This window comes from Parapedobacter defluvii, assembly GCF_014642075.1.
In the GTDB taxonomy this organism is placed as follows: domain Bacteria; phylum Bacteroidota; class Bacteroidia; order Sphingobacteriales; family Sphingobacteriaceae; genus Parapedobacter; species Parapedobacter defluvii.
On the sequence record NZ_BMIK01000004.1, the window covers coordinates 51,443 to 63,791 of the forward strand.

A 12,349-nucleotide genomic window follows, 5' to 3' on the forward strand; every position below is an offset into this window, starting at 1 on the left:
AGCCAAATGATGACCGCCATCGCCATAGACGACGAACCCATTGCGCTTGACGTAGTCCGCAGCCATGCGGCCAAGGTGCCCTTTCTGGATTTGCAGGCTACTTTTACCAATGCTTTTGAAGCGATGGACTATTTGCAGCAGCACCCAATTGACCTTCTGTTCCTCGACATCAAAATGCCGGATATCTCCGGTATCGAATTTTTCAGGAGCCTCAGCAAAAAGCCGATGACGATCTTTACCACGGCTTATTCGGAGCACGCTGTTGCTGGCTTTGAGCTTGATGCGGTAGATTACTTACTCAAGCCGTTTTCGTTGGCACGGTTTCTCAAAGCATGTAACAAAGCGCAGGAATGGCAGCAACTGCCCCGGGCAAACGGAACAAAGCCGGGATACCTCTTTGTCAAAACCGGATACGATCAGGTCAGGGTGGATTTCGAAGATATCGACTACCTCGAAGCCACCGGCAATTACGTCAATTTCGCCCTTGGCGACCGCCACGTATTGAGCCGGATGACCATCACCGAATGCGAAGCACTCTTACCCCCGGGTCAGTTCATACGTGTTCATCGCTCCTTTATTGTGTCCATTGATAAGGTGGAAAAAATCGAGCGGCATCAACTTGCCGTGGGCAGTAGCATTTTGCCAATCGGCGCATCCTATCTGGCGGCTATCAAGCAACTTTCTGCCAAACCTTAGCAGAAAAACTGTCCGTTTCCGAACACTTTACTGCCCGATATCGAACAAACACTTCCCAAAACTGATTACACAAGCTATTTATAATCTTGCAGTTAGATTTTTGGCGCAGACTATGTATGCCTTAGGCCAAAACAGAACAACGAAATGCGCGATCGTATCCGTTATGTAATTTTGGGGGGGGTAATGCTTGGCCTAGCCAGTCTATCGGCTTTTGCACAGGATACCCTGACCCTCGAACAATCCATTAAGCTGGCGCTGAAACAGAACCTGGAGGTCCAGCAAAGCCAAATCCGCACGCAAAACCAAGCCATCAATTTGCGGCAGGCAAAAAACAACCTCCTTCCTGATTTGAATGCGCGGCTGGGCCACTCTTTTGAAGTAGGACGGGCCATAGACCCGGAAACCAACCAATACCTCAACAACGTCACCAACCGCTATGGCAACCAAAGCGTAAGCAGCTCCGTGGTATTGTTCGATGGGCTACGGATGTTCCATGACATCACCCAACAGGCCTATGCGTACCGTGCCACCCAATTGGACGAACAATATGCCAAGGAGCAGATCGCCCTTAACGTCACCCGCGCCTACATTCAGGCGCTCGCTGCACGGGATGTCGTTGCCCAGGCAGACAGTCTTGCCGCCGTCATGCGACGTCAAGTGGAACGAAGCACCTTACTTTTCAACCAGGGAGCCTCAAACCCGGGTGATTATTACGACCTGAAAGGACAGTATGCAAGCGACCTCAATAATTTGAATGAAGCCAGAAATCAATACAACGAGGCCCTGGTGTCACTTTTCCAACTGATTAATCTTCCGTTCAACGCAGAAACCAAACTCGCCTCTTTCCAGGAGCTGCCCCTGGCCACTACCGATACCCTTACCGATGAGCAGCTCTACCAAACCGCAGCCGACCGCCTGGGTATCCTTAAGGCGGCGGAAAATTGGAAAAAACAGGCTCAGTTTGGATTAAAAGCCGCGCGCTCGTCTTATTTTCCGTCCCTATCCATGGGCGCCGGATTGTCCAGCAGCTATATCCACGGCAACGGAGCATACGTCGATCAGGTACGGGACCGCATCGGGCAAAACCTCGGATTTACCTTATCCATTCCCATCTTAAACCGGTTCCAGGTCCGCAACAACGTTGCCCGGGCAAAACTTGACTTACTGGACGCTGAGAATAACGCGCAAACACGCCGCAACGAATTGCAGCAAGCTGCCAGCCAGGCATTATTTAACCTGGACGCAGCCAAAGAACGGTATAAAAATCTGATGGACCAGGTAGAAAACTATGCGGAATCATTCCGTATCGCGGAAGTGCGCTTTAATGCCGGTGCCATCAATTCCGTGGATTACTTGTTTGCCAAAAACAAATTGGATAACGCAACCGCTAACCTGGTTATCGCTCGTTACCAATGGCACCTGCGCCAGCGGATCGTGGAATATTACCATGGAGAGCTGGTTCTGCCAAAAACGGACTAGCCCTCACCGGGAAGCACCTCGTAGGTTGAAAGGGTTACATCCACCTTACACCCAATCGGATACTGCCCGGGGATGGTATTGATGGCGTTCAGCTGAAACGAGCCGCTACCTACCGATAATTCTTCGTAAAACCCTTTGAATCGTATGGCCAAGACTTCAAACGCCGCATCCGGCTGTATACGCAGCACTACCCATTCGGGATGAATGGCTACCGCCCTGTTGCTTTTAATGCCCAATAACGAGGCTTCCTCCACATTCAGGATGTTGCTTTTGGCCAGCAACCTTGCGGTGTATGCATTGGGAGGGCGATTGTATAGCTCCTCCGGTTTGCCCATTGCCACCAATTTCCCGCTTTTTAGTACCATAAGCTCATCGGCCATGGACAGTACCTCCGCCGGATCGTGGGATACCAGCACCACGGTTAAGCCGGTATCTGCCACAATGTGCCGGATATCTGCCTGTAGGGTTTCCCGGAACGACGCATCCACTTGATTAAAAGGTTCGTCCATCAACAACACCTCGGGTTCGTTGACCAATGCCCGTGCGATGGCCACGCGTTGCTTCTCACCTCCACTCAGATCTGCGATCCGCTGCGTTTTCAAATGTGCAATCCGCAAACGATCCAAGATACGTGCAGTGTGATGGAATTTCGCTTCCAAATCGGTGTTCGGCAATTGAGAAGCCACATTGTCCCACACGTTAGCGTAAGTATTCAGGTCGTCAAAACCCTGGGATACCATGCGCATCGCGTCGTGCCCTGGAATCAGCTTTTCCCGGGGATTGGGCACCCGCCAGCCCCGATAACGCACTTCTCCGTCATCGGGCCCCAGCAAGCCGTATATAAGCTTCAACATCGTACTTTTTCCGCTTCCGCTTTCGCCGATAATCGCGGTAATCCGACCTTCGTCAATACCAAAAGACAACCCACGGACCGCTGCGATTACCTCTTTGCCTTGAAAGGAACGGCTTACGTCTCTACCATGTATCAGCGGAAGACCCTCGCGCTGTATATCGTTAGGCACCGAACAAACCATAAAAAAGCTGTCCCGATATGGTATCGGGACAGCACAAAAGTACAAAATATATTGATACGGGGTTAAAACCCAAGCATTACACCGAATGTAAAGTTCTGCAAACCCGCTTGGTTGGGGCTGTTTTCAAAGAGGTCATTGAAGTAATATTTGCCATAAATACCAAATGAACCCACGCCGAACCGGGCAAATGCCCCGTAGCGGAACTGGGTGAAGTTATAATCGTCTTTGAATTTCTGTTTACCCAACTCCTCACTTTTGAAACGTTGTGTTCCCTTCAACAGAAAGCCCCCCTCTGGCCCAAAGGCAAAGCGGAGCCGCCCAAGCCCGCTGTAACTTTTGCTGCGCAATTCAAAGGTAAGGGGCAAACGTAAGTAGGTGGATGTAAGCCGGTTTTTGGAATAATCGATGTCGGAATGTTCCCACGTAAGCGGTGTGGTGTTCTCCAAAAAATCAATGTTTTCCCGCAAGCGTATGTAGGTCCAATCGAAGCCGCCGGATAAGAAAATCCGGAAATTATCGTTGAACCGGTAGCCCGCCTGCAGTACATCAAAACCAAAATTAACTGTCTTTCCGGGGCGATAACGGAAGTCACGGTTGTCATCTGATAGGGTAAAACTACCGTTGTCAATCAGCTTAACCAGCCCGAGGTCAATCCGTGAAAACGTAATTCCATAAATAGGGCGTGATTTCCGTGGGTTGTCTACTGTCACCTCCGTGTGCGATTCCTTTTTGCGCGGCTCATTTTCCGGCGCATACTCATAGGTCTTTTCCGATTTCTCGATGGTAATCACCCCTTCATCCTTACCCGGTATGATGATGCGCACCTTGCGCTTCTCCCCGGTGTTAACATCTTCCATGATTACCGTATCAATGGCGGTTCCCCTGCTTTTCCGGGGGCTGTCGGGCTGCTTTTTCTCCTGTGCGGAAGCCAGTACTAAAACGGTGCAGAACAACACTGTAAGGCTAACGTATTTCATTGTGTCTAATTATTTAAGGTTTGATTTAATACTATTTAAGTTTCCTCTTCTTGTTTTTAGCCAAGCCGAAATTGAAATCCAGTTTCAGCGATCCTTCCTCATCGTTCGAAAAGGTGACTAATTTTTCGTCGCGCTGATCCACTGTACCAACAACGTAGTTAAGAATGTTGCTGATCCCGAAGGGCTGCTTACGTTGTTCCGTGGATGCCAGCATCATTTCTTCTTCGTCTTCCAGTACCACCAAAGGCTCAATGTCAGGCACGCCGGCTATCTCGGTTTGCCCATTCTCCAAACTATCCCTTTGCTTGGGAAGCAGGATGGGCGAAGGGCTTGTCCGTTCATTCACAGCCAATTGTTGGGGTTCAACCGCTTCAATAGGTAAAGCTTCCTCCGGTTGCTCTTCGCCTTCTACCACCGGCAGTGGCTTGGGTTCCTTCACCTGCCGCCCTTTTTTCGCAAATACCCGTTTTAACCTTTCCAGATCCAATGGCTCGGCTAGGGGCTCCGGTGCTTCCTCAGGGGTGCTTGGTTCCACGGTTGCTTCTTCGGGTTCTGCTTCCGCATCCACATGGGCGTGCAGGTACGTAACAGACACGGGACGGCTTTGCCAATAGAGTACACCGCAGGCAACCAAGAGTACAGCGGCTGCAGCCATCCACCAGGTAGGGAACCGGCGTCGCTTCGCTGGCATGGCCACAACGGAACGGGGTTCCGCTTCATCCAGTTGGGTAGCAATCTTGTCCCACAAACCCTTGGGAACCTCCGGCCTAAAGCCCTCAAATTTGTCGCGCAGTTGTTTGTCAAATTCTTTGTTTTCACCTCGATTCATAATTCCCTCCTTCCAATTGTTTTAATTTCTCTTTGAGCCATGTTCTTGCCCTCGACAGTTGTGACTTCGACGCCCCCTCGCTGATCTGCAATGCCTCGGCAATCTCCTTGTGCGAAAACCCCTCCAACGCGTACATGTTAAAAACCATACGGTAACCATCGGGCAGCGTTTGGATAATCCGAAGCAAATCTTCACACTCCAGGGCATCCATTGAAAATGTTTGCTGGGTGTCTTCGTATACCTCCTCCATTTCAACCGATAATCCGCCCCGCTGGTTTTTACGGTAGGTCTCAATGGCCGTATTGACCATGATCCTTCGTATCCACCCTTCAAACGATCCTGCTCCCCGGTAACTATCTATGTGGCGGAATACCTTGATAAACCCCGTTTGAAGCACGTCCTCCGCTTCAAACGTACTGCTGGCATAGCGTAAGCAAACTCCCAGCATCTTTGAGGCCATGGCATGGTACAGCTTCTCCTGTGCTTGCCGGTTGCCTGCCTTGCAACCTTCGTACAAACTCTCTATGGTAACCGTTTGCTCCAACTTGCGTGTGTTTATTACTAAGATGATAAGATAGGTAAAAAGGTTGCACGGTAGGTTGGTTTTATTTTAATCTTCCACTTCAACCCGGCGGCTGCCATCCGGCTGTACCGTTATCTGCACGGAAACTGCATCGGCAGGTAACAAGCCGGCAATCTTCTCCGGCCATTCCACGAAGCAATACCGATGGGAATAAAAATAGTCTTCATAGCCCAGGTCAAACGCCTCCTGTTGGGATTTGATCCGGTAAAAATCAAAATGGTAAACCGGACCCTGGGGGGATGTGTATTCGTTAACGATGGCAAACGTGGGGCTGGAAGTAGCATCCACAACACCCAGGTGGGCACATAGCGCTTTGATGAGTGTTGTTTTTCCTGCACCCATCTCTCCATAAAAAAGAAAAATACGCCTTTCGTCTGCAGCGGCAAGTATACGGGCCGCGACATCCGGCAATTCCGATAAACTTGCCAGTCTAATAACCATGCGTGCAAAAATACGCTTTTTGCCTACTTGGTCGTATAAGTTGCAAATGGGATAATCATTTCTTCCAGCGATATGCCACCGTGCTGGAAGGTTTCATTGAAATAATTGACAAAATGATTGTAATTGTTGGGATATACAAAGTAGATGTCTTCCTTAGCAAAAATGAAGCTGGAACTGACGTGCAACTTGGGCAGCAAAGCGTCATGTGGATTCTTTACGTGAAAAACATCCTTTGCAATGTAGTTGAGGTTCTTTCCCTGCTTATAGCGGAGGTTGGTGTTGGTATTGCGGTCGCCAATGACTTTACTGGCACGTTTCACCCGGATGGTCCCATGGTCTGTCGTAATGATCACCCGTACCTGTTTTTGGGCGAGCCATTTCAGCGCGTCCAGCAACGGAGAGTGCTCAAACCAGGAAAGCGTGAGCGAGCGGTAAGCGGCCTCGTCATTGGCCAATTCGCGAATCATCGCCATATCCGTGCGGGCATGCGAAAGCATGTCCACAAAGTTATAAACCAACACATTGAGGTCATTCCCCATCAAATTACTTAAATTGTCAGCCACATCACGACCTTGTTCCAAGGTCAGTATTTTATGATAAGAATGCTTGCATTCTTTGCGGTACAGGCGTTTGATCTGATCGGCAAGAAATTTGTCTTCATGAAGGTTCTTGCCTCCTTCGTCTTCATCGTTCTGCCAAAGATCCGGATGCTGCCGCTCCATTTCCAGGGGCATCAACCCGCTGAATATCGCATTGCGGGCGTATTGCGTGGCTGTAGGCAGAATACTGTAATAACTATCCTCTTCTTCCAACCGGAAATGATTGCCGATCACCTCGTTAATCACACGCCATTGATCGTACCGCAGGTTATCAATGAGGAAGAAGAAGGTCGGCCTGTTTTCCTGTAACGTCGGGAAAACTTTTTTGCGGAACAGCTGATGTGACATGATCGGGCCCTTTTCAGGTTCCTTGACCCAACGGAGGTAATTTTTCTCGATAAACTTGAAAAACTGCATATTGGCCTCGGCCTTTTGCAGGGTTAACACTTCATGCATCCCCGCATCCTCCAGTTTTTCAAGAGACAGTTCCCAATAAATCAACTTCTTGTAAACATCCGCCCATTGTTCGAAATCCAGGTTGTCGTTTAAAATCATACCCAGATTACGGAAATCCTGCTGATAGGCCATCGACGTCTTCTCACTGATAAGCCGTTTGTTTTCCGTCAGCTTCTTGATGGTCAGCAAAATCTGCTTGGGGTTAACAGGCTTAATCAGGTAATCATCTATTTTGGATCCGATGGCGTCTTCCATCAAATGCTCTTCCTCGTTTTTGGTAACCAGCACCATGGGCACGCCGGGATTGATGTTTTTCAGGGCCGAAAGGGTCTCCAGGCCTGTAAGGCCCGGCATGTTTTCGTCTAAGAACACCAAATCGTAAAATCCCTTCTTGAACGCATCCACCGCATCGTTGCCGTTCGTTACCGTTTTTACGCCGTACCCTTTTTCATTCAACAGCATGATATGTGGCTTCAGCAGATCAATTTCGTCATCTGCCCATAGTATATTCGTCTCTTGCATTCCTGCTCCTCTAACTAAAAATATAAGGGCGAACATAAGGAAAAGTTTGCCGGTATCTACATTTTTAACAAAAATTAACAGGCGGGTACCGTATCTTTGCACCGTATTTTGCAGTAGGATTCTGTCTTGCTGCAACGCGAAGAAACATTGAATAAAAAGAAAATAATCAACGATCCCGTTTATGGATTCATATCCATCCCATCCGGTTTTATATTTGACCTGATCCAGCACCCCTACTTCCAACGCCTTCGTTATATCAAACAGGTTAGCATGACGCATCTGGTCTATCCGGGCGCATTGCATACCCGCTTTCAGCATGCCCTGGGGGCTATGCATCTCATGGGGCTGGCCGTGGAGACCCTCCGCAGCAAGGGGGCGGCCATTACGGAAGCCGAAGAGGAAGCAGCCCTCGTTGCCATCCTGTTGCACGACATCGGTCATGGTCCGTTTTCACATTCCCTGGAACACACCTTGGTAGAAGGGGTCTCGCATGAGTTACTTTCCGCATTGATGATGAAAGAGCTTAACGAGCTTTTTGCGGGGAGGCTCGATCTGGCCATCGAGATTTTCAACAACCGCCACCCAAAAAAATTCCTCCATCAGCTGGTATCCGGACAGCTCGATCTCGACCGCATGGATTACCTCAGCCGCGACAGCTTCTTCACAGGCGTTGCAGAAGGGGTAATCAGTTTTGACCGGATTATCAAAATGATGAATGTGGTTGACAACGAACTGGTTATCGAACATAAAGGGATTTATTCCATTGAAAAATTTCTGATCGCCAGACGGTTGATGTATTGGCAGGTCTACCTGCACAAAACCGTCCTCAGCGCTGAGCAGATGCTGCTTAAAATCCTGCAACGTGCAAAAGAATTATATGGAAACGGCATTTCTCTTTTTGCATCACCATCGTTGGAACATTTTTTGCGCAATAAGATTACCCGAGAGAATTTCACCGAAAATGTGTCACATTTGGTTCACTTTTCACGTCTCGATGACACAGACATCTTGTCGGCCGTGAAAACTTGGGCGTATCATGAAGACCCCATTTTGCAGATGTTGTGTTCACGGCTTATGGCGCGTACCCTATACCATACCGAGCTCCACAGCAGTGAGTTGGATGGTCGGTTTGTCGATGATCTGAAAACCCGGGCGGTAACATACTTTGGTATAGATGCAGCCCAAGTGGATTATTACGTATGGACGCAATTGATTGAGAATAGTGCTTACGAAATAACTAGCAGTAATATTAAGATTTTAATGAAAGACGGGAGCATACAGGATATTGCGGAGGCATCCGATCTGTCTAATTTGGAGACACTATCCAGGAAAGTACGGAAGTTTGCCGTCTCTTTTCCAAAAGAACTGTTGGGTAGTACTCCATCAATAAGCTGATAACCAGTAAAAATTTTAATATATATCGTTTAAACTTATACATTTGCAGATGCAATTTTCCGCACGTCAAATAGCAACGCTCGTGAACGGTTCCCTTGAAGGGAATCCCGACGTGATGGTGGAGCAATTGGCCAAAATTGAAGAGGCAACCGCCGGAAGCCTTTCTTTTTTGTCTAATCCTAAGTACGAACAGTACTTATACACGACCCAAGCCTCGATCGTAATCGTCAACAACGATCTGAAGTTGGATAAACCCGTGGCAAGCACCCTGATCCGGGTAAAAAACGCCTATTCCGCATTTTCCATGTTGCTGGAAGTTTACAATAAAATGCGTCTGAATAAAACCGGCATCGAAAATCCGGTCTTTATTCATCCAACAGCCAAAATCGGGAAAAATGTCTACATCGGGGCCTTTACCTACATAGACAAGGATGTGGTCATCCAGGACAATTGCAAGGTATATCCCCATGTATATATTGGAGACAATGTTAAAATAGGTAACGATACAACCTTATTCCCTGGAGTTTCCGTCTATTTTGACTGTGTAATCGGCGAACGCGTAATTATCCATTCCGGCACGGTCATCGGCAGTGACGGGTTCGGGTTTGCACCGCAGGAAGACGGAACCTACAATAAGATCAACCAGATCGGAAATGTGGTCATTGAAAATGACGTAGAAATCGGTGCTAACACCGTCATAGACCGAGCTACTATGGGCTCCACAATTATCCGGCAGGGCGTAAAACTGGATAACCTGATTCAGGTGGCACACAACGTAGAAATTGGCAAAAACACCGTGATTGCCGCCCAATCGGGCATTTCAGGAAGCACGAAAATCGGCGAAAATGCCGTCATCGGCGGGCAGGTCGGCATCGTGGGACACATTCATATCGCCAGTGGCACCCAGATACAGGCCCAATCCGGTGTTAATCGCACCATTGCCGATGAAGGAAAAAAATGGTCAGGCAGCCCGGCTGCTCCCTACAGCGCACAGATGCGGTCGCAGGTTGTATATTCGCGTCTACCCGAACTCGAACGTCGCTTGGAAGAGCTGGAACAATTACTGTTAACAAAAGAACTATCAAAATAAACGAAGTGCTTTTGCCTTTCTTTGGGCAGATAAGCCAATGGACAGCAATGAACGTAAAACAACGAACAATTAAATCAGAAATCAGTATCTCAGGTGTAGGGCTCCACACGGGTAAACCCGTCACCATTACCCTGAAACCGGCTCCCGAACAACATTGGTATCGGTTCAGGCGCATCGACCTTGACAAACAACCAACCATCCTTGTGGATGCCGATAATGTGTCGGATACTTCACGCGGAACGACCATCTCTCAGAACGGTGCAAGTGTAAGCACCATTGAACACCTGATGGCCGCATTGGTGGGCCTGCAGATCGACAACGTGCTCATTGATATCGACGGTCCCGAAGTACCCATTATGGACGGCAGTTCGGCCCCTTTTGTCAAAGCGATCGAGCAAATTGGGTATGTAGATCAATTGGCAGACCGCGATTATTACGAAATCCCCCATAACATCCACCACACCGAACCCGACCGGAAGGTTGAGATGGTGGCCATGCCGTTGGATGGTTATCGTTTTACCTGTATGATTGACTTTAACTCGCCGGTATTGGGCAGCCAGCATGCCTCCATCAGCAACATCGACGAGTTTCCCAAAGATATCGCCTCATCCCGCACGTTCTGCTTTCTGCACGAATTGGAGATGTTGCTCAAAAACAACCTCATCAAAGGAGGAGATCTCAACAATGCCATCGTCGTGGTCGATAAAGAGGTAAGCAAAGATGAACTGCGTCACCTGGCCAAACTGTTCAACCGGGAAGATATCGATGTGGCCAAGGAAGGGATATTGGACAACATTGAGTTGCGCCACCAAAATGAACCTGCCCGCCACAAATTGCTTGACATGATCGGCGATCTCGCATTGGTGGGGCGCCCCATCAAGGGACACATCATGGCTGCCCGGCCGGGGCATGCCGCAAACGTAGCATTCGCCAAAAAGATCAAAGCGCAGATAAAAAAGGAAAAAGGGCGTAAATACGTAAAAATATACGACCCCAACATGCCGCCGCTGTATGACACCGTACAGATCATGAACATCTTGCCCCACAGGCAGCCGTTCCTGATGGTCGATAAAATCCTGGAATTGACCAAAACACATGTCGTTGGGCTGAAAAACGTGACGATGAACGAGGACTTGTTCATGGGCCATTTCCCCGGAGCTCCTGTCTTCCCGGGCGTGCTGCAAATCGAAGCCATGGCACAAACCGGTGGAATTCTGGTGCTCAGCACCGTACCCGACCCGGAAAACTACCTTACCCTCTTCCTTAAAATCGAAAATGCCCGCTTTAAAGCACAGGTAAATCCCGGAGATACCATCATTTTCCGTTGTGATCTGCTCGAACCCATCCGGCGGGGCATCGCTCAGATGAAGGGCGTGGGTATGGTTGGCGAAAAAATAGTGGTGGAAGCAGAGTTGATGGCTCAGATTGTAAAAGTAAAAGAGAGCCAAGCGTCATGATACAGCCTTTAGCATATATACACCCACAGGCAAAGATTGCCGGCAATGTCGTCATCGAGCCGTTCGTCACCATCCATAAAGATGTAGTGATCGAAGAAGGCACGTGGATCGGTTCCAATGTAACCATCATGGACGGAGCACGCATCGGTAAAAATTGCCGTATATTCCCAGGTGCCGTCATCTCAGGTATCCCACAGGACCTCAAATTTGACGGAGAAGAAACTACGGCAGAAATCGGCGATAACACCACCATCCGGGAGTGTGTCACCGTAAACCGCGGTACCAAGGATAAATGGAAAACGGTAATCGGTAAAAACTGCCTGATTCAAGCGTACAGCCATATTGCGCACGACTGCATTGTGGGGGATAACTGTATTTTCTCCAACAGCAGTACGCTCGCAGGCCACATCACCGTGGGCGATTACGTCGTATTGGCAGGTATGGTAGCTGTACACCAGTTCTGCCACATTGGCTCCCATGCCTTTATTGCCGGCGGCTCATTGGTGCGCAAAGACGTACCGCCCTTTGTCAAAGCCGCCCGGGAACCGTTGTCGTATGTCGGTATCAATTCCGTAGGGCTGCGGAGAAGAGGCTTTTCATCTAATCAGATCAACGAAATCCAGGATATCTACCGGGTACTGTTCGTCAAAAACAATAACCTCACCAAGGCATTGGACATCATTGAGGCCGAATATAAACCCACCGAAATACGGGATGAAATACTGGACTTCGTGCGGAACTCCAACAGGGGGGTTATGAAAGGGTTTGGCCAAAGCAAGGGCATACTCTGA

The 12,349-nt window shown here is 48.9% G+C and carries 12 protein-coding genes; 6 read left to right on the forward strand and 6 right to left on the reverse strand.

Annotation, left to right across the window (positions count from 1 at the left end):
- Positions 1 to 6: 6 nt before the first annotated feature.
- Together IEX60_RS08405 and IEX60_RS08410 are read left to right on the forward strand one after the other, a co-directional pair.
- Entirely contained in the window at positions 7 to 696 is a 690-nt protein-coding gene (locus IEX60_RS08405; RefSeq protein ID WP_229717481.1) for a LytR/AlgR family response regulator transcription factor, read from the forward strand.
- Positions 697 to 840: 144 nt separating this feature from the next.
- Positions 841 to 2,175 (forward strand): TolC family protein, encoded by a 1,335-nt coding sequence (locus IEX60_RS08410; RefSeq protein ID WP_188749474.1) that lies wholly within the window; start codon positions 841 to 843, stop codon positions 2,173 to 2,175.
- Here IEX60_RS08410 and IEX60_RS08415 read toward each other — a convergent pair.
- The 6 genes from IEX60_RS08415 to porX all read right to left on the reverse strand — a co-directional run bounded on the left by IEX60_RS08415 (position 2,172) and on the right by porX (position 7,616).
- Positions 2,172 to 3,197, reverse strand: coding sequence for an ABC transporter ATP-binding protein (locus IEX60_RS08415; protein ID WP_229717482.1), 1,026 nt, complete (start codon positions 3,195 to 3,197; stop codon positions 2,172 to 2,174). The two genes, IEX60_RS08410 and IEX60_RS08415, sit on opposite strands and share 4 nt — an antisense overlap.
- Positions 3,198 to 3,271: 74 nt before the next feature.
- Complete coding sequence (locus IEX60_RS08420; RefSeq protein WP_188749478.1) at positions 3,272 to 4,186, reverse strand: outer membrane beta-barrel protein; 915 nt, start codon at positions 4,184 to 4,186, stop codon at positions 3,272 to 3,274.
- A gap of 31 nt (positions 4,187 to 4,217) precedes the next feature.
- Positions 4,218 to 5,015, reverse strand: a complete 798-nt coding sequence (locus IEX60_RS08425) for a hypothetical protein (RefSeq protein ID WP_188749481.1) — start codon at positions 5,013 to 5,015, stop codon at positions 4,218 to 4,220.
- Entirely contained in the window at positions 5,002 to 5,559 is a 558-nt protein-coding gene (locus tag IEX60_RS08430; protein ID WP_188749483.1) for an RNA polymerase sigma factor, read from the reverse strand. Before IEX60_RS08430 ends, IEX60_RS08425 begins: the two co-directional genes overlap by 14 nt.
- Positions 5,560 to 5,625: 66 nt before the next feature.
- Positions 5,626 to 6,039, reverse strand: a complete 414-nt coding sequence (gene tsaE, locus IEX60_RS08435; protein WP_188749492.1) for a tRNA (adenosine(37)-N6)-threonylcarbamoyltransferase complex ATPase subunit type 1 TsaE — start codon at positions 6,037 to 6,039, stop codon at positions 5,626 to 5,628.
- A gap of 23 nt (positions 6,040 to 6,062) precedes the next feature.
- Positions 6,063 to 7,616, reverse strand: a complete 1,554-nt coding sequence (gene porX, locus IEX60_RS08440; protein ID WP_188749495.1) for a T9SS response regulator signal transducer PorX — start codon at positions 7,614 to 7,616, stop codon at positions 6,063 to 6,065.
- Positions 7,617 to 7,763: 147 nt separating this feature from the next.
- Between porX and IEX60_RS08445 the strand changes: the two genes are divergently transcribed.
- Genes IEX60_RS08445 through lpxA form a run of 4 tightly spaced genes read left to right on the forward strand, consistent with a single transcriptional unit; the run spans position 7,764 to position 12,349 of the window.
- Positions 7,764 to 9,011, forward strand: coding sequence for an HD domain-containing protein (locus IEX60_RS08445; protein ID WP_188749497.1), 1,248 nt, complete (start codon positions 7,764 to 7,766; stop codon positions 9,009 to 9,011).
- Positions 9,012 to 9,060: 49 nt separating this feature from the next.
- Positions 9,061 to 10,101, forward strand: coding sequence for a UDP-3-O-(3-hydroxymyristoyl)glucosamine N-acyltransferase (lpxD, locus tag IEX60_RS08450; RefSeq protein ID WP_188749499.1), 1,041 nt, complete (start codon positions 9,061 to 9,063; stop codon positions 10,099 to 10,101).
- Positions 10,102 to 10,148: 47 nt separating this feature from the next.
- The gene (locus IEX60_RS08455) at positions 10,149 to 11,558 is read left to right on the forward strand and encodes a bifunctional UDP-3-O-[3-hydroxymyristoyl] N-acetylglucosamine deacetylase/3-hydroxyacyl-ACP dehydratase (protein ID WP_188749502.1); all 1,410 of its coding nucleotides are present in this window, start codon (positions 10,149 to 10,151) and stop codon (positions 11,556 to 11,558) included.
- Complete coding sequence (lpxA, locus tag IEX60_RS08460; RefSeq protein WP_188749503.1) at positions 11,555 to 12,349, forward strand: acyl-ACP--UDP-N-acetylglucosamine O-acyltransferase; 795 nt, start codon at positions 11,555 to 11,557, stop codon at positions 12,347 to 12,349. The genes IEX60_RS08455 and lpxA overlap by 4 nt, the downstream gene beginning before the upstream one ends.